Here is a 22,730-nt window from a genome sequence, read left to right on the forward strand (position 1 = left end):
AGGGTAATTAATCGGCACGGGCGTAGGAGTATTCTCCACGCCCGTGCTCGCATGTTAAGGGGCTTAAAAAAACCAATGGCAAAGCAAGACTATTACGAGATTTTAGGCGTTCCGAAAACTGCGGAAGAGCGTGAAATCAAAAAGGCATATAAGCGCCTGGCCATGAAATTCCACCCTGACCGTAATCAGGGTGACAAAGAGGCTGAAGCCAAATTTAAAGAGATTAAAGAAGCCTACGAAGTCCTGACCGATGCACAAAAACGTGCGGCTTATGACCAGTATGGTCACGCGGCCTTTGAACAGGGCGGCATGGGCGGCGGTGGATTTGGTGGCGGCGGCTTCGGCGGCGGCGCTGATTTCAGCGACATCTTTGGCGATGTATTTGGCGATATCTTCGGCGGCGGTCGTGGTCGTCAGCGCGCGGCGCGCGGCGCAGATCTGCGCTATAACATGGACCTGACACTGGAAGAAGCGGTTCGTGGCGTAACCAAAGAGATCCGTATCCCGACGCTGGAAGAGTGTGACGTTTGCCACGGCAGCGGCGCGAAAGCGGGGACTCAGCCACAGACCTGTCCAACCTGTCACGGTTCCGGTCAGGTGCAGATGCGCCAGGGCTTCTTCGCGGTGCAGCAGGCCTGTCCGCATTGTCATGGTCGCGGTACGCTGATTAAAGATCCGTGCACCAAATGCCACGGTCACGGTCGCGTGGAGAAAACCAAAACGCTGTCCGTTAAGATCCCGGCAGGCGTAGATACGGGCGACCGCATCCGTCTGGCAGGTGAGGGGGAAGCTGGCGAGCACGGCGCACCGGCAGGGGATCTGTACGTTCAGGTTCAGGTTAAACAGCACGCCATCTTCGAGCGTGAAGGTAACAACCTGTACTGTGAAGTGCCGATCAACTTTGCGATGGCGGCGCTGGGCGGCGAAATCGAAGTGCCGACGCTGGACGGTCGCGTTAACCTGAAAATCCCTGGCGAAACCCAGACCGGGAAGCTGTTCCGCATGCGCGGCAAAGGCGTTAAATCCGTTCGCGGTGGCGCGCAGGGTGACCTGTTATGCCGCGTGGTCGTTGAAACGCCGGTCGGCCTGAACGACAAGCAGAAACAGCTGCTGAAAGAGCTTCAGGAGAGTTTTGGTGGCCCGACGGGTGAGAAAAACAGCCCGCGCTCCAAAAGCTTCTTCGATGGCGTCAAAAAATTCTTCGACGATTTAACCCGCTAACCTGCCAGCTGGTTACTATCCTTTAAAGCCCGGAAGCGATTCCGGGCTTTTTGCTTTATAGCGTTATTCCTCGGTTAAACTGAATCTATAACCAATATTAATCTGTTTTTACCGATCTGTTTGCGCTGATATTATGGTTTTACCGAGGTATTGTTGTAAAAGAGAGCTTAAACGTGAAATTACTACACCGTTTCTTTAGCAGTGAGGCATCCGGCGGCGTCATCCTGATTATTGCTGCTGCAGCCGCCATGCTGCTCGCCAATATGGGCATGACGCGCGATCTCTATCACGCATTTCTGGAAACCCCCGTCGAGCTGAAGGTCGGGGCGCTGGAAATTAACAAGAACATGCTGCTGTGGATCAACGATGCGCTGATGGCGGTGTTCTTCCTGCTGGTAGGCCTGGAGGTCAAACGTGAGCTGGTGATCGGTTCTCTTGCCAGCCGACAGCGCGCGGCGTTTCCGGTGATCGCGGCGATTGGCGGGATGATCGTTCCCGCGTTGCTCTTTCTCGCGTTTGCGTGGCAGGATCCGGTTGCGCGTGACGGCTGGGCGATCCCGGCCGCAACGGATATCGCGTTTGCGCTCGGGGTCTTAGCCTTGCTCGGTAGCCGCGTCCCGGTAGCACTGAAAATTTTCCTGATGGCGCTGGCGATTATCGATGACCTGGGCGCTATCGTGATTATCGCGCTGTTCTACACCAGCGATCTGTCGGTTCTGTCGCTGAGCGTGGCGGCCGTGGCTATTGCGGTGCTGGCGTTGCTGAACGTCTTCAACGTCCGACGCACGGGTATTTATATTCTGGTGGGGATGGTGCTGTGGACGGCGGTGCTGAAGTCTGGCGTGCATGCCACGCTGGCGGGCGTCATCGTTGGCTTCTTTATTCCGCTGAAGGAGCAGGACGGCAAATCGCCTGCCAGACAGCTGGAGCATGTGCTTCATCCGTGGGTGGGCTTTATGATCCTGCCGCTGTTTGCATTTGCCAACGCGGGTGTTTCCCTGGCCGGTGTTACCCTGGACGGACTCACCTCTGTGCTGCCGCTGGGTATCATCGCTGGTTTGTTTATCGGTAAGCCGCTGGGTATCAGCCTGTTCTGCTGGCTGGCGCTGAAGCTGAAGCTGGCGTCATTGCCAAACGGAACCACCTTTAGTCAGATTATGGCCATCGGCGTGCTGTGCGGTATTGGATTCACCATGTCGATCTTTATCTCGACGCTGGCGTTTGGCACCAGCGCGCCTGAGCTTATCGTCTGGGCGAAACTCGGCATTCTTATCGGGTCATTACTGGCCGCGGTTATTGGTTATACCTTGTTGAAGGTGAAGTTGTCCGGACAGGCTGTCCAGGCATAACAGGAAACCGGGAGAAGGGAAGCCTTCTCCCGATAAACTATCAGGGAGTGAAAACGTGATGTCTCATTTGAACTATAACCATCTCTATTACTTCTGGCATGTCTACAAGCAGGGCTCGGTCGTGGGAGCGGCAGAGGCGCTCTACCTGACACCACAAACTATTACCGGGCAAATCAAAGCCCTGGAAGAGCGCTTACAGGGCAAGCTTTTTAAGCGGAAAGGACGTGGCATTGAGCCGAGCGAGCTGGGCGAACTGGTGTTCCGCTATGCGGACAAGATGTTCACCCTGAGCCAGGAGATGCTGGATATCGTTAACTATCGCAAAGAGTCGAACCTGCTCTTTGACGTGGGCGTGGCGGATGCGTTGTCCAAACGGCTGGTAAGCGGTGTGCTGGATGCGGCGGTGGTGGAAGATGAACAGATTCATTTACGCTGCTTTGAGTCCACTCACGAGATGCTGCTGGAACAGCTGAGCCAGCATAAGCTGGATATGATCATTTCGGATTGCCCAATCGACTCCACGCAGCAGGAAGGCTTGTTCTCGGTGAAAATTGGCGAATGCGGCGTCAGTTTCTGGTGCATTAATCCGCCGCCGGAAAAACCGTTTCCTGCTTGCCTGGAAGAGCGCCGCCTGCTGGTGCCGGGTAGGCGGTCTATGCTCGGACGTAAGCTGCTGAACTGGTTTAACTCGCAGGGGCTGAACGTGGAGATCCTCGGTGAGTTCGACGATGCGGCTTTGATGAAGGCTTTTGGCGAGGCGCACAACGCTATCTTCGTTGCCCCGACGCTGTACGCGCACGATCTCTATTCAGACGACAAGATTACCGAGATTGGCAGGGTGGATAACGTGATGGAAGAGTATCACGCCATATTCGCCGAAAGGATGATTCAGCACCCGGCGGTGCAGCGAATCTGCAACCGCGACTACTCGGCGCTGTTTACGCCGCCGGCAATCTGAAGACATAAAAAAACCCGCGTTAAGCGGGTTCTTTCAAACAAGCAACAACAAGTAGCGATTAAGCCAGTTTGTTGATCTGCGCGGTCAGGTTTGCTTTATGACGCGCTGCTTTGTTTTTGTGGATCAGACCTTTAGCAGCCTGACGATCCACGATTGGTTGCATTTCGTTAAATGCGTTCTGCGCTGCAACTTTGTCGCCTGCTTCGATTGCTGCGTATACTTTCTTGATGAAAGTACGCATCATAGAGCGACGGCTTGCGTTGTGCTTACGAGCCTTTTCAGACTGAACGGCACGTTTCTTAGCTGATTTGATATTAGCCAAGTCCAACTCCCAAATATGTTCTATGTGGACAATTCAAAGGCCGAGGAATATGCCCTCTTTGCCTTCTTTTGTCAATGGATTTGTGCAAATAAGCGCCGTTAATGAGCGACGCTACGTTACGTAGTGATGGCGCAGGATTCTACCAGCTTGTCTTTCGTGAATACAGCCTTTCGGGATAAAAATCGCAGTTCTCGGGCAGATTTTTTTGCTGTGAAAGGTCAGCCTGATGAAATCATACGGCTTTCTGTTTCGCGTGAACAATCGCCGGTTAACCTTAACCGCCGTACAAGGTATACTTTGGCGATTTTCACTGTTTTGAGCCAGTCATGAAGCTGATACGCGGCATACATAATCTCAGTCAAGCCCCGCACGGGTGCGTGCTGACCATTGGTAATTTTGACGGCGTGCATCGTGGGCATCAGGCGCTGTTGCAGGGATTGCGTAAAGAAGGGGAGGCGCGTGGCCTGCCCGTTGTGGTGATGATTTTCGAACCGCAGCCGCTGGAGCTGTTTGCCGGCGAGAAATCCCCCGCGCGGCTGACGCGTCTGCGTGAGAAGTTACGCTACTTGGCGGAGTCCGGCGTGGACTACGTCCTGTGCGTACGCTTCGACCGTCGGTTTGCCGCGCTGACCGCACAAAACTTTGTCAGCGATCTGTTGGTCAGGCAGCTTGGCGTGCAGTTTCTCGCCGTGGGCGATGATTTCCGCTTTGGCGCTGGTCGTCAGGGCGATTTCTTGTTATTACAGAAGGCTGGCCTGGAGTACGGGTTTGACGTCACCAGTACGATGACCTTCTGTGAGGGCGGGGTGCGCGTCAGCAGCACGGCGGTACGTCAGGCGCTGGCGAACGATGAACTGGACACGGCAGAAACGCTGCTGGGTCATCCGTTCACAATTTCAGGTCGTGTGGTCCATGGCGATGCGCTGGGCCGCACGATAGGTTTTCCGACGGCGAATATACCGCTGCGTCGTCAGGTCTCCCCGGTTAAAGGGGTCTATGCGGTGGAAGTGGCAGGACTGGGTGAGAAGCCTTTCTACGGTGTTGCCAACATTGGTACACGTCCAACGGTTTCCGGTGTGCGTCATCAGTTAGAAGTACACCTGCTGGACGTTGTAATGGACCTCTACGGTCGCCATATAGATGTGATACTGCGTAAAAAAATACGCAATGAACAGCGATTCGCTTCGCTGGATGAACTTAAGGCGCAAATCGCGCGAGATGAATTAACGGCCCGCGAGTTTTTTGGGCTTTAGAACCGGCTTAACTGCCTACGTGATAAATACGGAACCGAGAATCTGATGAGTGACTATAAATCAACCCTGAATTTGCCGGAAACAGGGTTCCCGATGCGCGGCGATCTCGCCAAGCGCGAACCGGGAATGCTGGCGCGTTGGACTGATGATGACCTGTACGGCATCATTCGTGCAGCCAAAAAAGGCAAAAAAACCTTCATTCTGCATGATGGCCCTCCCTATGCGAATGGCAGCATTCATATTGGTCACTCTGTAAACAAGATTCTGAAAGACATTATCGTGAAGTCCAAAGGACTCGCGGGATATGACTCGCCTTATGTTCCGGGCTGGGACTGCCATGGTCTGCCAATCGAGCTGAAAGTGGAGCAAGAGTACGGTAAGCCAGGTGAGAAGTTCACCGCCGCAGAGTTCCGCGCGAAATGCCGCGAATACGCTGCCACCCAGGTAGACGGTCAGCGCGCTGACTTCATCCGTCTGGGCGTGCTGGGCGACTGGTCGCACCCGTACCTGACCATGGACTTCAAAACCGAAGCCAACATTATCCGTGCGCTGGGTAAAATCATCGGCAACGGTCACCTGCATAAAGGCGCTAAGCCGGTGCACTGGTGCGTGGACTGCCGTTCTGCGCTGGCAGAAGCGGAAGTAGAGTATTACGACAAAACCTCGCCTTCTATCGACGTGGCGTTCGAAGCGGTCGATCAGGATGCGATCAAAGCTAAATTTGGCCTGCCAGGCGTAAGCGGTCCAGTCTCGCTGGTTATCTGGACCACCACCCCGTGGACGTTACCAGCCAACCGTGCCATTTCCCTGTCCGGTGAGTTTGAGTACGCGCTGGTACAAATTGATGGTCGCGCGGTTATCCTGGCAAAAGATCTGGTTGAAAGCGTGCTTAAACGCGCGAACATCACTGATTACAGCGTGCTGGGCACCGTAAAAGGCGACGCGCTGGAACTGATGCGCTTCAAACACCCGTTCCTGGACTTCGACGTTCCGGCGATCCTGGGCGACCACGTCACGCTGGACGCCGGTACCGGTGCGGTGCATACCGCCGGCGGCCACGGTCCTGACGACTACAACATCAGCCTGAAATACGGTCTGGAAATCGCCAACCCGGTCGGTCCGGATGGCTCTTACCTGCCTGGCACCTACCCGGCGCTGGACGGTATCAACGTCTTTAAAGCCAACGACATCATCGTTGACATGCTTCGCACCAGCGGCGCGCTGCTGCACGTTGAGAAAATGCAGCACAGCTATCCGTGCTGCTGGCGCCATAAGACCCCGATTATCTTCCGTGCGACCCCGCAGTGGTTCGTCAGCATGGACCAGAAAGGCCTGCGCGAGCAGTCTCTGAAAGAGATCAAAGGCGTGCAGTGGATCCCGGACTGGGGCCAGGCGCGTATCGAATCCATGGTGGCTAACCGTCCTGACTGGTGTATCTCCCGTCAGCGCACCTGGGGCGTGCCGATGTCGCTGTTCGTGCATAAAGAGACGCAGGAACTGCACCCGAACACCCTGGAACTGATGGAAGAGGTGGCGAAGCGCGTTGAAGTTGACGGCATTCAGGCGTGGTGGGATCTCGATTCCCGTGACATCCTGGGCGCTGACGCGGACAACTACGAGAAAGTGCCGGATACCCTGGACGTGTGGTTCGACTCCGGGTCTACCCACTCCTCCGTGGTTGACGTGCGCCCTGAGTTCGCCGGTCACGCTGCCGACATGTATCTGGAAGGCTCCGACCAACACCGCGGCTGGTTCATGTCATCCCTGATGATCTCCACCGCCATGAAGGGCAAAGCACCTTACCGCCAGGTACTGACCCACGGCTTCACCGTGGATGGTCAGGGCCGTAAGATGTCCAAATCCATCGGTAACACCGTTTCTCCGCAGGACGTGATGAACAAGCTGGGCGCGGATATTCTGCGTCTGTGGGTGGCATCCACCGACTACACGGGCGAAATGGCGGTGTCTGACGAGATCCTGAAACGTGCTGCTGACAGCTATCGTCGTATCCGTAACACCGCGCGCTTCCTGCTGGCGAACCTGAACGGGTTTGATCCGGTAAAAGACATGGTGAAGCCGGAAGAGATGGTGGTGCTCGATCGCTGGGCGGTAGGCTGCGCGAAAGCGGCACAGGAAGATATTCTGAAAGCCTATGAGTCTTACGACTTCCACGAAGTGGTGCAGCGCCTGATGCGCTTCTGCTCCATTGAGATGGGGTCGTTCTATCTCGACATCATCAAAGACCGCCAGTACACCGCGAAAGCGGACAGCGTGGCGCGTCGTAGCTGCCAGACCGCGCTGTTCCACATCGCAGAGGCGCTGGTACGCTGGATGGCGCCGATCATGTCCTTCACCGCAGATGAAATCTGGGGTTACCTGCCGGGCGACCGTGAGAAGTATGTCTTCACCGGCGAGTGGTACGAAGGTCTGTTCGACCTCTCCAGCACTGAAGCAATGAACGACGCCTACTGGGACGAGCTGCTGAAAGTGCGTGGCGAAGTGAACAAGGTTATCGAGCAGGCGCGCGCTGACAAGAAAGTCGGTGGCTCTCTGGAAGCGACGGTGACCCTGTACGCAGAGCCTGAGCTGGCCGCGAAGCTGACCGCGCTGGGCGATGAATTACGATTTGTCCTGTTGACCTCCGGTGCGAAAGTTGCGGATTATGCCGAGGCATCTGCTGATGCTCAGCAGAGCGAACTGCTCAAAGGACTGAAGGTCGCACTGAGCAAAGCCGACGGTGAAAAATGCCCGCGTTGCTGGCATTACACTACCGATGTCGGCCAGGTGGCGGAACACGCAGACATCTGCGGACGCTGTGTAAGCAACGTCGCCGGCGACGGCGAAAAACGTAAGTTTGCCTGATGAGTAAAACTCTCTGTTCAACAGGACTGCGCTGGCTGTGGCTGGTGGTAGTGGTGCTGATTATTGATTTGGGCAGCAAGTTCCTGATCCTCCAGAATTTCGCTCTGGGGGATACGGTCCCGCTGTTCCCGTCGCTTAACCTGCACTACGCCCGCAACTACGGCGCGGCGTTTAGTTTCCTTGCCGACAGCGGTGGCTGGCAGCGTTGGTTCTTCGCAGGTATCGCAATGGGTATCTGCGTCGTGCTCGCGGTGCTGATGTACCGCTCGAAGGCCACGCAAAAGCTGAATAACATCGCCTACGCGCTGATCATTGGTGGCGCACTGGGTAACCTGTTTGACCGCCTGTGGCACGGCTTTGTAGTCGATATGATCGACTTCTACGTCGGCAACTGGCACTTTGCGACCTTTAACCTCGCCGATAGCGCAATATGCGTTGGTGCAGCGTTAATCGTGCTGGAAGGCTTCTTGCCTAAACCGGCCGCGAAAGAGCAGGCGTAACAAAACCAGCCGGGTGACGCGTAGCGATCCCGGCCTACAGAATTTGTGGCCCCCGTAGGCCCGGTAAGCGTAGCGCCACCGGGCAACAGGTGACCCAAAACAAGCGAGCAATTTGCATGTCTAAATCCGTACAGAGCAACAGCGCGGTTCTCGTTCATTTCACGCTGAAGCTGGATGACGGCTCCACGGCCGAGTCCACCCGCAACAATGGCAAACCGGCGCTGTTTCGTCTGGGCGACACCTCCCTGTCTGAAGGCCTCGAACAACAGCTTCTCGGGCTGAAAGAGGGTGAGAAAAAAGCGTTCTCACTGGAGCCGGATGCGGCATTCGGTGTGCCAAGCCCGGATCTGATTCAGTACTTCTCGCGCCGTGAGTTTATGGATGCGGGTGAACCGGAGATCGGGGCGATTATGCTCTTTACCGCTATGGACGGCAGCGAAATGCCTGGCGTGATCCGCGAAATCAACGGGGATTCCATCACCGTTGACTTCAACCATCCGCTTGCCGGGCGTACCGTTCATTTTGATGTAGAAGTGCTGGAGATCGATCCGGCGCTGGAGGACTGAAATGCAGATCCTGTTGGCTAACCCGCGCGGTTTTTGCGCTGGTGTAGACCGCGCTATCAGCATTGTTGAAAATGCGCTGGAGATTTACGGCGCGCCGATTTACGTGCGTCACGAAGTGGTGCACAACCGCTACGTGGTCGACAGCCTGCGCGAGCGCGGTGCGATTTTTATCGAGCAGATCAGCGAAGTGCCGGACGGCGCAATCCTCATCTTCTCCGCGCACGGCGTATCCCAGGCCGTACGTAACGAAGCCAAAAGCCGCGATCTGACCGTATTCGATGCCACCTGTCCGTTAGTGACCAAGGTGCATATGGAAGTGGCGCGTGCAAGCCGTCGTGGTGAAGAGTCGATTCTGATTGGCCATGCCGGTCACCCGGAAGTTGAAGGAACCATGGGTCAGTACAGCAACCCGGAAGGGGGCATGTATCTGGTTGAGTCGCCGGAAGACGTTTTTACGCTGAATGTGAAAAACGAAGCGCGTCTGTCGTTTATGACCCAGACGACGCTTTCCGTGGACGACACCTCAGACGTGATTGACGCCCTGCGCCAGCGCTTCCCAAAAATCGTCGGGCCGCGCAAAGATGATATCTGCTACGCAACCACCAACCGTCAGGAAGCCGTGCGCGCGCTGGCTGAACAGGCGGACGTGGTGCTGGTGGTCGGTTCAAAAAACTCCTCTAACTCTAACCGTCTGGCCGAACTGGCGCAGCGTATGGGGAAAGCGGCGTTTCTGATCGACGACGCAACGGACATTCAGGAAGCGTGGGTGAAAAACGCGGCCTGCGTCGGTGTTACCGCAGGTGCTTCAGCGCCGGATATTCTGGTGCAAAACGTCATTGCCCGCCTGCAAGAGCTGGGTGGTGGCGAAGCGGTGCCGCTGGAAGGCCGTGAAGAGAACATTGTCTTTGAAGTGCCGAAAGAGCTGCGAATCGACGCCCGCGAAGTGGAATAATTTCTTTTCTGATGAAAGGCCAGCACCTTCTGTGCTGGCCTTTTTTTTGCTTCGTATCTTATCGTGACGACAAAATCATGTCTTTTACTGATATCTGAGTCGGTTTCACGTTAAATTCTAATTATTGGTGTTTTCAGTTGGCAGCCTTAGCGAAGGCTGGTTAATCTGAAAACGGTTTACATCATTTTAACGTAAGAGAATAACTATGCATGATGCACAGATCCGTGTCGCCATTGCGGGCGCGGGTGGACGTATGGGTCGCCAGCTGATTCAGGCGGCACTACAGATGGATGGCGTGGCACTTGGCGCGGCGCTGGAGCGTGAAGGTTCATCCCTGCTGGGCTCCGATGCGGGCGAGCTGGCAGGCGCGGGCAAGACAGGCGTTACCGTGCAGAGCAACCTGGAGGCGGTGAAAGAAGACTTTGACGTGTTCATCGACTTTACCCGTCCGGAAGGCACTTTGACTCACCTGGCGTTTTGCCGCCAGCACGGTAAAGGGATGGTGATTGGCACCACCGGTTTCGATGATGCCGGTAAACAGGCCATTCAGGAAGCAGCCGCCGACATTGCAATTGTCTTCGCCGCGAACTTTAGCGTAGGCGTTAACGTTATGCTGAAACTGCTGGAAAAGGCAGCGAAGGTGATGGGCGACTATACCGACATTGAGATTATTGAAGCGCACCACCGCCATAAAGTCGATGCCCCATCTGGCACGGCGCTGGCGATGGGCGAAGCGATTGCTTATGCAATGGATAAAGATTTGAAAGACATCGCGGTCTATTCTCGCGAAGGTCACACTGGCGAGCGCGTGCCTGGCACCATTGGTTTTGCCACCGTTCGCGCGGGTGATATCGTCGGCGAACATACCGCTATGTTCGCCGATATTGGTGAAAGGGTCGAAATCACACATAAAGCATCCAGCCGCATGACCTTTGCAAACGGGGCGGTACGTTCCGCACTGTGGCTAAAAGGTAAGCCAAATGGTCTTTTTGATATGCGAGATGTGCTCGAACTCAACAATTTGTAAGCGTTATTACCCATCGTGATGTGGTTATTGCAGTCGTAACTATTTGATTGCATAGGGCAATATTTTATTGCCCTTTTATTTTGTCTATTTCAAAGGATTATTGCAATTAACTCATTTAAAGTAAGTGTTTTCATGCTATTTTATGTTGCTGCACTGTAAATTTTGACCATATGGTCCACTTTTTATTCCCGCAAGACGATTGTTTCTTTTAAACTGCCTGCGCAAGCGGTTTCCACAGTGATTTAGTTGATCTTTTTGCCGCTTAATTTGAAATCAAGCCATCAGGCCTGCAAAAGAATAAACAAAATCCCCGTTTTAAGTTGACTTTTACATGGCAAATCCCCAGAATGCCGCCGTTTGCCAAAAATCCGCTGGCAACACATTTGCATTGATCCATGACATGGTTATGAATTAATATGCAAATAAAGTGAGTGAATATTCTCTGGAGGGTGTTTTGATTAAGTCAGCGCTATTGGTTCTGGAAGACGGAACCCAGTTTATCGGTCGGGCCATAGGGGCAACGGGTTCGGCGGTTGGGGAAGTCGTTTTCAATACTTCAATGACCGGTTATCAAGAAATCCTCACTGATCCTTCCTATTCTCGCCAAATCGTTACTCTTACTTATCCTCATATCGGCAATGTCGGCACCAATGCGGCTGACGAAGAATCCTCTCAGGTACATGCACAAGGCCTGGTCATTCGCGACCTGCCGCTGATTGCCAGCAACTTCCGCAACACCGAAGACCTCTCTTCTTACCTGAAGCGCCATAACATTGTGGCGATTGCCGATATCGATACCCGTAAGCTGACGCGTCTGCTGCGCGAGAAGGGTGCACAAAATGGCTGCATCATCGCAGGGGACAACCTCGATGCGGCGCTGGCGCTGGAAAAAGCGAAAGCCTTCCCGGGCCTGAACGGGATGGACCTGGCGAAAGAAGTGACTACCACAGAAGCCTACAGCTGGACGCAGGGAAGCTGGACGCTGGAAGGCGACCTGCCGGAAGCGAAACCGGAAAGCGAGCTGCCGTTCCACGTGGTGGCCTACGATTTTGGTGCCAAGCGCAACATCCTGCGTATGCTGGTTGACCGTGGCTGCCGCCTGACGGTCGTCCCGGCACAAACGTCTGCGGAAGATGTTCTGAAGATGAACCCGGACGGCATCTTCCTCTCTAACGGTCCTGGCGACCCGGCGCCGTGTGACTACGCTATCGACGCCATTAAGTCCTTCCTTGAAACCGATATCCCGGTATTCGGCATCTGTCTCGGCCATCAGCTGCTGGCGCTGGCGAGCGGAGCGAACACCGTCAAGATGAAGTTCGGCCACCATGGCGGTAACCACCCGGTGAAAGATATCGACAACAACACGGTAATGATCACCGCGCAGAACCACGGCTTCGCTGTGGATGAAGCGACGATGCCCGCTAACCTGCGTGTGACGCACAAATCACTGTTCGATGGTACCTTGCAGGGTATCCATCGCACCGATAAGCCTGCGTTCAGCTTCCAGGGCCACCCTGAAGCCAGCCCGGGCCCACACGATGCCGCGCCGCTGTTCGATCACTTCATCGAACTTATCGAGCAATACCGTAAGACTGCTAAATAATCAGGAGCTGAGAAGACCATGCCAAAACGTACAGACATAAAAAGCATCCTGATCCTTGGCGCTGGCCCGATCGTGATCGGCCAGGCCTGCGAATTTGACTACTCCGGCGCGCAGGCGTGTAAAGCCCTGCGCGAAGAGGGTTACCGCGTCATCCTGGTCAACTCTAACCCGGCCACCATCATGACCGACCCGGAAATGGCAGATGCGACCTACATTGAGCCGATTCACTGGGAAGTGGTACGCAAAATTATCGAGAAAGAGCGTCCGGATGCGGTGCTGCCGACCATGGGCGGCCAGACGGCGCTGAACTGTGCACTGGAGCTGGAGCGTCAGGGCGTGCTGGAAGAGTTCGGCGTGACCATGATTGGTGCAACCGCCGACGCGATTGATAAAGCAGAAGACCGTCGTCGCTTCGACGTAGCAATGAAAAAAATTGGCCTCGACACCGCGCGTTCCGGTATCGCACACAACATGGAAGAAGCGCTGGCCGTCGCGGCTGACGTGGGCTATCCGTGCATCATCCGTCCATCATTCACCATGGGCGGCACCGGCGGCGGTATCGCCTACAACCGCGAAGAGTTCGAAGAGATTTGCGAACGCGGTCTGGATCTCTCCCCAACCAAAGAGCTGCTGATTGATGAATCGCTGATTGGCTGGAAAGAGTACGAGATGGAAGTGGTGCGTGATAAAAACGACAACTGCATCATCGTCTGCTCCATCGAAAACTTCGACGCGATGGGGATCCACACCGGCGACTCCATCACCGTTGCGCCAGCTCAGACGCTGACCGACAAAGAGTACCAAATCATGCGTAACGCCTCGATGGCGGTACTGCGTGAAATCGGCGTGGAAACCGGCGGCTCGAACGTGCAGTTCTCGGTGAACCCGAAAACCGGCCGTCTGATTGTTATCGAAATGAACCCGCGCGTGTCCCGTTCCTCCGCGCTGGCCTCCAAAGCCACCGGCTTCCCGATTGCGAAAGTGGCGGCGAAACTGGCGGTGGGTTACACCCTTGACGAGCTGATGAACGACATCACCGGTGGCCGCACGCCAGCGTCCTTCGAACCGTCCATCGACTACGTTGTGACCAAAATTCCTCGCTTTAATTTCGAGAAATTCGCCGGCGCGAACGACCGTCTGACTACCCAGATGAAATCCGTTGGTGAAGTCATGGCGATTGGCCGCACGCAGCAGGAATCCCTGCAAAAAGCGCTGCGTGGCCTGGAAGTGGGCGCGACCGGCTTTGACCCGAAAGTCAGCCTGGACGACCCGGAAGCACTGACCAAAATCCGCCGCGAGCTGAAAGACGCGGGCGCAGAGCGTATCTGGTACATCGCCGATGCCTTCCGTGCGGGCCTCTCTGTCGACGGCGTATTTAACCTGACTAACATCGACCGCTGGTTCCTGGTGCAGATTGAAGAGCTGGTGCGTCTGGAAGAGAAAGTGGCAGAGCTGGGCATCAACGGCCTGGACGCAGACTTCCTGCGCATGCTGAAGCGTAAAGGCTTCGCCGATGCGCGTCTGGCTAAACTGGCGGGCGTACGTGAAGCGGAGATCCGCAAGCTGCGCGACCAGTATGACCTGCACCCGGTTTACAAGCGCGTGGACACCTGTGCGGCAGAGTTCTCGACCGATACCGCGTACATGTACTCCACCTATGAAGATGAGTGCGAGGCGAACCCGTCCGTCGACCGCGACAAGATTATGGTGCTGGGCGGCGGTCCAAACCGTATCGGCCAGGGCATTGAGTTCGACTACTGCTGCGTGCATGCCTCGCTGGCGCTGCGCGAAGACGGTTACGAGACCATCATGGTCAACTGTAACCCGGAAACCGTCTCGACCGACTACGACACTTCCGACCGCCTCTACTTCGAGCCGGTTACGCTGGAAGACGTGCTGGAAATCGTGCGCATCGAGAAGCCGAAAGGCGTGATCGTGCAGTATGGCGGCCAGACTCCGCTGAAGCTGGCGCGTGCGCTGGAAGCAGCAGGTGTGCCGGTCATCGGCACCAGCCCGGACGCGATTGACCGTGCGGAAGACCGCGAGCGTTTCCAGCAGGCAGTTGATCGTCTCAAGCTGAAACAGCCGGCGAACGCCACCGTGACCGCGATTGAAATGGCCGTTGAGAAAGCGAAAGAGATTGGTTACCCGCTGGTGGTGCGTCCATCCTACGTACTGGGCGGCCGTGCGATGGAAATCGTCTATGACGAAGCCGACCTGCGTCGCTACTTCCAGACGGCGGTGAGCGTTTCCAACGATGCGCCAGTGCTGCTCGACCGCTTCCTCGACGACGCGGTTGAAGTCGACGTTGACGCTATCTGCGACGGCGAAATGGTGCTGATTGGCGGCATTATGGAGCACATCGAGCAGGCTGGTGTGCACTCCGGTGACTCCGCATGTTCTCTTCCTGCGTACACCCTGAGCCAGGAGATTCAGGATGTGATGCGTCAGCAGGTGCAGAAGCTGGCCTTCGAGCTACAGGTTCGCGGCCTGATGAACGTCCAGTTCGCAGTGAAAGACAACGAAGTTTATCTGATTGAAGTCAACCCGCGTGCGGCACGTACCGTACCGTTCGTCTCTAAAGCGACCGGTATTCCGCTGGCGAAAGTGGCGGCGCGCGTGATGGCTGGCCAGACGCTGGCTCAGCAGGGCGTCACGAAAGAAATCATCCCACCGTACTACTCGGTGAAAGAGGTGGTGCTGCCGTTCAACAAATTCCCGGGCGTTGACCCACTGTTAGGGCCAGAGATGCGCTCTACCGGGGAAGTGATGGGCGTGGGCCGCACCTTCGCAGAAGCGTTTGCCAAGGCACAGCTGGGCAGCAGCTCCACCATGAGAAAATCGGGCCGTGCGCTGCTCTCCGTTCGCGAAGGCGATAAAGAGCGCGTGGTTGACCTGGCCGCCAAGCTGCTTAAACAGGGCTTCGAGCTGGATGCAACCCACGGCACGGCAATTGTGCTGGGTGAAGCTGGGATCAACCCGCGTCTGGTGAACAAGGTGCATGAAGGTCGTCCGCACATTCAGGACCGTATCAAGAATGGTGAGTACACCTACATCATCAACACCACCGCAGGTCGCCAGGCGATTGAAGACTCCAAGCTGATTCGCCGCAGCGCGCTCCAGTATAAAGTGCATTACGACACCACCCTGAACGGCGGTTTCGCGACGGCCATGGCGCTGAATGCGGATGCTACCGAGAAGGTGATTTCGGTGCAGGAAATGCACGCTCAGATTAGCAAGTAATCTGCGTAGGCCCGGCAAGCGTTAGCGCCGCCGGGCAAGTGGCGGGTGGCGCTTCGCTTACCCGCCCTACGGTTTTCTTTACCCATCTTAAGAACCTTCTGGTTTTTCATCCGCTTTCAGTCAGTTAGCCTAAAATGGTTAGGTCGATAACGAAAATTCAACTGAGAGCAGGGGAAAACACCATGCAAAATAAACTACTGATCGCTTCCGTTCTGGCTGCCACTGCAATGTTCACCGTGGCGGGCTGTTCGTCAAATCAGGCCGTAAAAACCACCGATGGTAAAACTATCGTTACTGACGGGAAACCGCAGGTGGATGACGATACCGGTCTGGTATCGTACAAAAACGCCGATACCGGTCAAACTGAACAGATTAACCGTGACCAGGTTAAATCAATGGGTGAGCTGGATAACTAAAAAAAAGCAGTGGCACATGCCACTGCTTTTTTTGCGTCAGAATGATCGATTACCAGCGATGGTTTAACAAAATATGACCGCCGTAAGCGGCATAGCTGTTTTCACCCCACTCACCGCTGGCACGCAGGGAGATCGTTGTGGTTTCGTTCAGGTTGCCGGTTACGCCCAGCTCTAACTGACCACGATCTTCTGGCGTATCGTTGCTGACGGTTTCGTCATTGAATGCCAGATCGTTTTGACCAGCACCTTTCAACCAGTTAACTGCGACGTATGGCTGCCAGGCCTTGACGTCCTTCTGCTGGAAGTAGCTTGCTTTAACGCCAAGACGACCAAAGACGCTGTCATTGTCCAGCGTGGTTACGCGTACGCCGTCGCGATCGGTGTGATTTTCCTGATCGAGATAGCTGTAGATCACCTGCGCCTGTGGCTCGATCTTCCATGTACGTTCATTTTCAGACTGGATAACCCACGCGTGGCCGACTTCAACAGACGCGGCGAAACCTTCGCTATCGTAATCTTCATCGTTACGATTGCTGGTGACTTTGTTGTTGTACCAGCTATAAGCGGCCCAGGTATCAACGTAGCTGCCCAGACGTAATTTCTGATCTTCCTGCCAGGTGGCGTACAGCCCAACATTGAATCCATCAACTTTACCCTGTGCGTCACGCACGTTGTGCTTCGCATCAGAGTGGGTCTTCGCCTGGCCTGCACCGAACATACCACCGGCACGCAGGATGCCGTTATCCATTGGCTTGCTCATGAAATCGCTGCCGACTTGCAGAACGGTGGTGGTGGTGTCGTAGCTGACTTTATCGCCACCCGCATCGTTCTCATGATAGCGACCCTTAACGTACATCCAGGTGTTCAGATCGTCTTCATTGCGGAAAGTGAGCTGGTCGCGATCGTCGCGCTTATGCAGGAACATGCTCTGCGCGGCAAGGTAGTTACCTAAGTAAGCACCCACTTCAGGTGCCATAACTTCCGGGGCACTGTTACCGCCGTTATCGGTGTTGCCGCCGTTATCGGTGTTGCCGCCGTTATCGGTGTTGCCGCCGTTGTCAGTGTTGCCGCCGTTATCGGTGTTGCCACCGTTGTCAGTGTTGCCGCCGTTATCGGTGTTGTCGCCGTTGTCAGTGTTGCCGCCGTTGTCGGTGTTACCACCATCATCGGCGTTACCACCGTCATCTGTGTTACCACCGTCATCGGTGTTACCACCGTCATCGGTGTTGCCACCGCCGTCGGTGTTACCGCCGTCATCATTATTGCCACCGTCATCGGTGTCGTCGGAAGGATCATCAGAAGGCGTCGCCTTTGATTCCAGATACCAGTTTCCGTCACTGTGCTGGTAGAGGTTATATTCCCAGGCGCCTGCGACGACCGGTTTTGCCAGCGTCAGCTGGGCTTCGGAACTGCCGCCAATGCTGACAATTTCCATACCGTTAATGGTTTGCGCGCCTGCGCCGCCAATGTTGGTAATGCTGACGCCGGACTGACCGAAGCTGCTGCCCGTAATGGTGAGGTGGTCAGTTGGTGAGTTATCTTCACCCAGAGTGCTGTTCATCACAATCTGGCTACCGTCAGAGCCGGTGTAGTCGCCATTAATCGTAAAATTATTGCCAACGCTATTATCAGCCGCACTCAGCAACAGCGTGCCGCCATTAGCCACGTTGCCGTTGATGGTATCAACACCGGAAGCGCTGAGCGTGGAGTTACCCTGGACTGCATTCCATGCCGCCAGCGTACCGCCGCTAAGAATCGCGATGTTGTTGTTCACTTCGCCTGCGGTGGCAAAGGTCGCGCCGTTTTCAACGGTAACGGTGGCGTTACTGCCCTTGACGCCGAGCGTTGCTCCGGTGGAGACCAGCGTGGTGCCACCGTGCAGAACCGTATTCCCTGTATAGCTATTTTTGCCTGTCAGGGTCAGCGTGTTGGAATCAACTTTTTCGACGTTACCGCTACCGGTCATGTCGGTGGCGAAAGTGAAATCGCTACCCTGATTAAAAATGACGGTACCATTGTTGGTGAGCCCACCGCTGAGCGTCGCAGTTTTTTCGCCATCGCCCAGTTGCAGCGAGGCGTCTTTGGCCACCCGCGTATTACCGGTATTCGATACCGCACCCGACAGGGTTAACGCGCCAGTCTCTATCAGCAAGGAGTCGCCAGAGCCAATAATGTCGAGATCGCCCGACAGTGCCCAGCTTTCACCCTCCATTTTTACGCTGGCAAAACCGTCGCCTTCATTCAGACCCACGAAGTTACTGTCTTCCGTACCGGTGCCGATCAACGTCAGGGTATTTCCTCTGGAATTTGTGGATATTACGTCACCGATGAGGTTGGAGCCAGTGTCGAGCAGTAGCGTGTTATTTTTATCGCTGGCAAACATAATAGCGTTTGTTTCACCACTAATCGTTCCGCTATTTTTGATATCTAATTTTGCTGTATCTTTTACATTGATTCCGTACTGGGTTCCCTGCACAGTGGCACTGTTAAAAATCTTAGTGTTGCCATCATTTGCCGTAATAGCATCACCGTTTGTACCGATAATTTCGCCACTGTTATTAATGCCAATGCCAACCTGAGTACTAAGACCTGTTTTTCCTTTTATCGTTCCGGTGCTGGTATTGGTAATATTTAATGCGGAGGAGTTTTCACTGACAAAAATGCCATTTTCCGAGCCAGTAATGTTTCCACTGTTATTAAAATCACCGAGTAGTGACTGAATATTCACCGCATTCGCGGTGGTGGAGGAAATGGTTGCGCCGATGTCGTTATTAATTACAATGCGCTGTACACCAGTATTTATATTCAGGCCATTTCCCGTGCCAGAAATATTCCCTTCGTTAGTGACATTGGTGAGAGTAAACCCAGAGACCGATACCGCCGCTTCACTACCAGCGGAGGAGATCGTCACGTTTTTATTAATAATATATTCAGCATCGGCTGAGAAATCTTGAGGAACAGAAGTTGATTGGTCAATCGTTGCAGAAAATGCAACCGCAGGGGTGCATATCAACAAGGCAGGAAATATCTTTCCAAGAGTTTTGGTTGTATGATTTAATCTAAAGAAATTGTTGCTCATGTACACATCCATTTGAGTGAGAAGGAACATTAGATAACGTGCGTAAAACGTATTTAGTCCGTCTTAAAGCGTGAGCTTAAAACAAAAAAGCATAAAATTATTATTTTTTCAATAGGTTATGTACAGGTTGATTTATTAAATAATGACTTAAGTTTCGCTAAAAATATCTGTTGATAATATGAATGGCCATAACTATTTTGTAGGATGAATTTGTCTCGCGTATCGCTCTTCGTGTTTAGCGCCACTGTCGCTGGTAAGGTGGGATGGGTTGCCAATACTTGCGTTTTACTTTTAACCGTTAGATAGCCCCTTTAAGTCGGGGTGGTAACTGTCTACACTCAATGCTACAAGAAAAGTAAAAGACAGGCATATTCATGGTTCTGATAATTTATGCGCATCCCTATCCGCAACATTCGCATGCGAATAAACGGATGCTTGAGCAGGCAAGGACGCTCGAAAACGTTGAGATACGTTCCCTCTATCAACTCTATCCTGATTTCAGTATCGATGTCGCCGCCGAACAGGAGGCGCTCTCTCGTGCCGATCTGATCGTCTGGCAGCATCCGATGCAGTGGTACAGCACACCTCCGCTGCTGAAATTGTGGATCGACAAAGTCTTGTCGCACGGTTGGGCATACGGACACAACGGCAAAGCGCTTCAGGGAAAAAGCCTGATGTGGGCTGTAACCACCGGTGGGGGTGAAAGCCACTTTGAGATTGGCGCTTTCCCCGGATTTGACGTGCTGGCGCAGCCGCTCCAGGCTACCGCCCTTTACTGTGGCCTGAACTGGCTTCCGCCTTTTGCAATGCACTGTACCTTTATCTGCGACGATGAAACCTTGCAGGCGCAGGCTCGTCACTACAAACAACGCTTACTCGAGTGGCAGGAGGGGCACAATGGATAGCCATACGATGATACAGGCGCTGATTTACCTCGGCGCGGCGGCATTAATTGTGCCCGTGGCGGTCCGTCTGGGGCTGGGCTCGGTGCTCGGCTATCTGATTGCCGGGTGTGTGATTGGCCCCTGGGGCTTTCGGCTGGTGACGGATGCCGAGTCAATCCTGCATTTTGCGGAAATCGGCGTGGTGCTGATGCTGTTTGTGATTGGCCTGGAATTGGATCCGCAGCGGCTGTGGAAACTGCGCGCCTCGGTGTTTGGCGGTGGCGCTTTGCAAATGCTGGCCTGCGGTCTGCTGTTGGGCGGGTTCTGCATTTTGCTGGGGATTGAGTGGAAAGTCGCAGAGCTGATTGGCATGACGCTGGCGCTCTCCTCGACGGCGATTGCCATGCAGGCAATGAACGAACGTAACCTGACGGTCTCGCAAATGGGGCGCAGCACCTTCTCCGTACTGCTGTTCCAGGATATTGCCGCCATCCCGCTGGTAGCGATGATCCCGCTGCTGGCAACCAGCGGCGCATCAACGACGCTGGGGGCATTTGCCTTATCTGCGCTGAAGGTTGTCGGTGCGCTGGCGCTGGTAATTCTTCTGGGGCGCTACGTAACGCGTCCGTTGCTGCGCTTTGTGGCTCGCTCTGGCCTGCGCGAAGTATTCAGCGCCGTTGCGTTATTCCTGGTGTTTGGTTTTGGATTGCTGCTTGAAGAGGCTGGGCTGTCGATGGCGATGGGCGCTTTCCTCGCAGGGGTCTTACTGGCAAGCTCCGAATATCGTCACGCGCTGGAAAGCGATATCGAGCCGTTTAAAGGATTGCTGCTTGGGCTGTTTTTCATCGGCGTCGGGATGTCTATCGACTTCGGGACGCTGGTAACCCACCCGCTGCGCATCATCATTCTGCTGGTGGGTTTCCTGGTCATTAAAATGGCGATGCTGTGGCTGATTGCCCGACCGTTAAACGTGCCAAAACCGCAACGCCGCTGGTTTGCTGTGCTGCTGGGGCAGGGGAGTGAGTTTGCTTTCGTGGTCTTTGGCGCAGCGCAAATGGCAAATGTACTCGATCCGGAATGGGCAAAAGCGCTGACCCTGGCGGTCGCGCTGTCGATGGCCGCAACGCCAATTCTGCTAGTGCTGCTGACGCGTCTGGAAAAAACGGGAAGCGAACAGGAGCGAGAAGCCGATGAGATCGACGAGGAGCAGCCTCGCGTGATCATCGCCGGATTTGGCCGCTTCGGGCAGATCGCCGGCCGTTTACTGCTCTCCAGCGGTGTGAAAATGGTTATCCTCGATCACGATCCTGACCATGTTGATACGCTGCGTAAATTCGATATGAAAGTGTTTTATGGTGATGCGACCCGGGCGGACCTGCTGGAATCCGCCGGGGCGGCGAAAGCCGAGGTGCTGATTAACGCCATCGACGATCCTGAGACCAGCATGCAGATGGTTGAGCTGGTTAAAGAGCATTTTCCGCATCTGACCATTATCTCCCGTGCGCGCGATGTGGATCACTACATCCAGCTGCGTCAGGCGGGGGTGGCAGCCCCTGAACGTGAAACCTTCGAAGGGGCGCTCAAATCTGGCCGCATGGCGCTGGAAAGTCTGGGGCTTGGTGCGTATGAAGCGCGTGAACGTGCCGATCTGTTCCGCCGCTTTAACCATGAGATGGTGGAAGAGATGGTGGCGATGGCGAGCAGTACGGCAACCGAACGCGCAGCGGTGTTTAAACGCACCAGCACCATGCTGACGGAAATCATCAACGAGGATCGTAATCACCTGTCGCTGGTTCAGCGCCACGGCTGGCAAGGGACGGAAGAGGGCAAGCATACCGGTGATCCTGCGGATGAACCGGAGAGTAAACCCTCTGCGTGAAGTGGAGTTGCCAGCAATATTAAAAAATTTCTAATTCTTTACCCTGCCGCCAGTCGACGAAAGATTAAGCTTTCCGTATAGTGGCGGCAATTTTTTGCATCCGGGAAATTTTCAATGATCAGTCTGATTGCAGCGCTGGCGGTAGACCGCGTTATCGGCATGGAAAACGCCATGCCGTGGAACCTGCCTGCCGATCTCGCATGGTTTAAACGTACTACGTTAAACAAGCCGGTAGTGATGGGCCGCCTGACCTGGGAGTCGATTGGTCGTCCATTGCCGGGTCGTAAGAATATTGTGATCAGTAGCCAGCCGGGCACTGACGATCGCGTGCAGTGGGTGAAATCCGTTGATGAAGCGATTGCCGCCTGCGGCGATGCCGAAGAGATCATGGTGATCGGTGGTGGTCGCGTGTATGAGCAGTTCCTGCCAAAAGCGCAGAAACTGTATCTGACGCACATTGATGCGGAAGTGGAAGGGGATACCCATTTTCCGGATTACGATCCGGACGAGTGGGAGTCCGTATTCAGTGAGTTTCACGATGCGGATGCGCAGAACTCGCACAGCTACTGCTTCGAAATTCTGGAACGTCGTTAACGTTTTTATCCTCTCCCCAAAG

17 protein-coding genes and 1 pseudogene are annotated in these 22,730 nt (G+C 54.7%); 16 read left to right on the forward strand and 2 right to left on the reverse strand.

Annotated elements, in window-relative coordinates; all coding sequences use genetic code 11:
• The first annotated feature begins 75 nt into the window (after window positions 1-75).
• From dnaJ to nhaR, 3 genes are all read left to right on the forward strand, one after another.
• Window positions 76-1,221, forward strand: coding sequence for a molecular chaperone DnaJ (gene dnaJ / locus ACOT0L_RS05035; RefSeq protein ID WP_008502040.1), 1,146 nt, complete (start codon window positions 76-78; stop codon window positions 1,219-1,221).
• 173 nt (window positions 1,222-1,394) lie between these two features.
• Window positions 1,395-2,570, forward strand: coding sequence for a Na+/H+ antiporter NhaA (gene nhaA / locus ACOT0L_RS05040; protein ID WP_032625424.1), 1,176 nt, complete (start codon window positions 1,395-1,397; stop codon window positions 2,568-2,570).
• Between the two features lie 58 nt (window positions 2,571-2,628).
• A complete protein-coding gene (gene nhaR, locus ACOT0L_RS05045; protein WP_003856462.1) occupies window positions 2,629-3,528 on the forward strand; it encodes a transcriptional activator NhaR in 900 nt (299 codons plus the stop codon).
• A gap of 58 nt (window positions 3,529-3,586) precedes the next feature.
• Here nhaR and rpsT read toward each other — a convergent pair whose 3' ends face one another.
• A complete protein-coding gene (gene rpsT, locus ACOT0L_RS05050; protein ID WP_126502830.1) occupies window positions 3,587-3,850 on the reverse strand; it encodes a 30S ribosomal protein S20 in 264 nt (87 codons plus the stop codon).
• A gap of 101 nt (window positions 3,851-3,951) precedes the next feature.
• On the opposite strand from rpsT, the pseudogene ACOT0L_RS05055 reads away from it, so the two are divergent.
• The 10 genes and pseudogenes from ACOT0L_RS05055 to ACOT0L_RS05100 all read left to right on the forward strand — a co-directional run bounded on the left by ACOT0L_RS05055 (window position 3,952) and on the right by ACOT0L_RS05100 (window position 16,272).
• Window positions 3,952-4,169, forward strand: a pseudogene (locus ACOT0L_RS05055) (DUF2575 domain-containing protein).
• A 7-nt stretch (window positions 4,170-4,176) separates the two neighbouring features.
• Complete coding sequence (gene ribF, locus ACOT0L_RS05060) at window positions 4,177-5,103, forward strand: bifunctional riboflavin kinase/FAD synthetase (RefSeq protein WP_126502829.1); 927 nt, start codon at window positions 4,177-4,179, stop codon at window positions 5,101-5,103.
• 45 nt (window positions 5,104-5,148) lie between these two features.
• Window positions 5,149-7,965 (forward strand): isoleucine--tRNA ligase, encoded by a 2,817-nt coding sequence (gene ileS, locus ACOT0L_RS05065; RefSeq protein WP_038415308.1) that lies wholly within the window; start codon window positions 5,149-5,151, stop codon window positions 7,963-7,965.
• The gene (gene lspA, locus ACOT0L_RS05070) at window positions 7,965-8,465 is read left to right on the forward strand and encodes a signal peptidase II (protein ID WP_022647008.1); all 501 of its coding nucleotides are present in this window, start codon (window positions 7,965-7,967) and stop codon (window positions 8,463-8,465) included. Before ileS ends, lspA begins: the two co-directional genes overlap by 1 nt.
• A 116-nt stretch (window positions 8,466-8,581) precedes the next feature.
• Window positions 8,582-9,031, forward strand: a complete 450-nt coding sequence (gene fkpB / locus ACOT0L_RS05075) for an FKBP-type peptidyl-prolyl cis-trans isomerase (protein ID WP_022647009.1) — start codon at window positions 8,582-8,584, stop codon at window positions 9,029-9,031.
• Between the two features lies 1 nt (window position 9,032).
• Window positions 9,033-9,983: a 4-hydroxy-3-methylbut-2-enyl diphosphate reductase gene (gene ispH / locus ACOT0L_RS05080; RefSeq protein WP_022647010.1), complete on the forward strand. Its 951-nt coding sequence runs from the start codon at window positions 9,033-9,035 to the stop codon at window positions 9,981-9,983.
• 205 nt (window positions 9,984-10,188) lie between these two features.
• Window positions 10,189-11,010, forward strand: a complete 822-nt coding sequence (gene dapB, locus ACOT0L_RS05085; RefSeq protein ID WP_022647011.1) for a 4-hydroxy-tetrahydrodipicolinate reductase — start codon at window positions 10,189-10,191, stop codon at window positions 11,008-11,010.
• A 454-nt stretch (window positions 11,011-11,464) separates the two neighbouring features.
• Entirely contained in the window at window positions 11,465-12,613 is a 1,149-nt protein-coding gene (gene carA / locus ACOT0L_RS05090) for a glutamine-hydrolyzing carbamoyl-phosphate synthase small subunit (protein ID WP_023299297.1), read from the forward strand.
• An 18-nt stretch (window positions 12,614-12,631) separates the two neighbouring features.
• Complete coding sequence (carB, locus tag ACOT0L_RS05095; protein WP_032625437.1) at window positions 12,632-15,856, forward strand: carbamoyl-phosphate synthase large subunit; 3,225 nt, start codon at window positions 12,632-12,634, stop codon at window positions 15,854-15,856.
• A 182-nt stretch (window positions 15,857-16,038) separates the two neighbouring features.
• The gene (locus ACOT0L_RS05100; RefSeq protein ID WP_126502828.1) at window positions 16,039-16,272 is read left to right on the forward strand and encodes a YgdI/YgdR family lipoprotein; all 234 of its coding nucleotides are present in this window, start codon (window positions 16,039-16,041) and stop codon (window positions 16,270-16,272) included.
• Between the two features lie 49 nt (window positions 16,273-16,321).
• Here ACOT0L_RS05100 and ACOT0L_RS05105 read toward each other — a convergent pair whose 3' ends face one another.
• Entirely contained in the window at window positions 16,322-19,363 is a 3,042-nt protein-coding gene (locus ACOT0L_RS05105) for an autotransporter outer membrane beta-barrel domain-containing protein (RefSeq protein ID WP_400211714.1), read from the reverse strand.
• Window positions 19,364-19,725: 362 nt separating this feature from the next.
• Here ACOT0L_RS05105 and kefF point away from each other — a divergent pair, with 362 nt between their 5' ends.
• The 3 genes from kefF to folA all read left to right on the forward strand — a co-directional run bounded on the left by kefF (window position 19,726) and on the right by folA (window position 22,708).
• The gene (gene kefF, locus ACOT0L_RS05110; protein WP_022647015.1) at window positions 19,726-20,256 is read left to right on the forward strand and encodes a glutathione-regulated potassium-efflux system oxidoreductase KefF; all 531 of its coding nucleotides are present in this window, start codon (window positions 19,726-19,728) and stop codon (window positions 20,254-20,256) included.
• Window positions 20,249-22,114: a glutathione-regulated potassium-efflux system protein KefC gene (gene kefC, locus ACOT0L_RS05115; RefSeq protein WP_126502826.1), complete on the forward strand. Its 1,866-nt coding sequence runs from the start codon at window positions 20,249-20,251 to the stop codon at window positions 22,112-22,114. The genes kefF and kefC overlap by 8 nt, the downstream gene beginning before the upstream one ends.
• A gap of 114 nt (window positions 22,115-22,228) precedes the next feature.
• On the forward strand, window positions 22,229-22,708 hold the full coding sequence (gene folA, locus ACOT0L_RS05120) for a type 3 dihydrofolate reductase (protein WP_003856431.1): 480 nt from the start codon (window positions 22,229-22,231) through the stop codon (window positions 22,706-22,708).
• Window positions 22,709-22,730: the final 22 nt, after the last annotated feature.

Origin of the sequence: Enterobacter cloacae complex sp. XAL002 (genome assembly GCF_049236805.1) — a bacterium.
GTDB lineage: Bacteria > Pseudomonadota > Gammaproteobacteria > Enterobacterales > Enterobacteriaceae > Enterobacter > Enterobacter intestinihominis.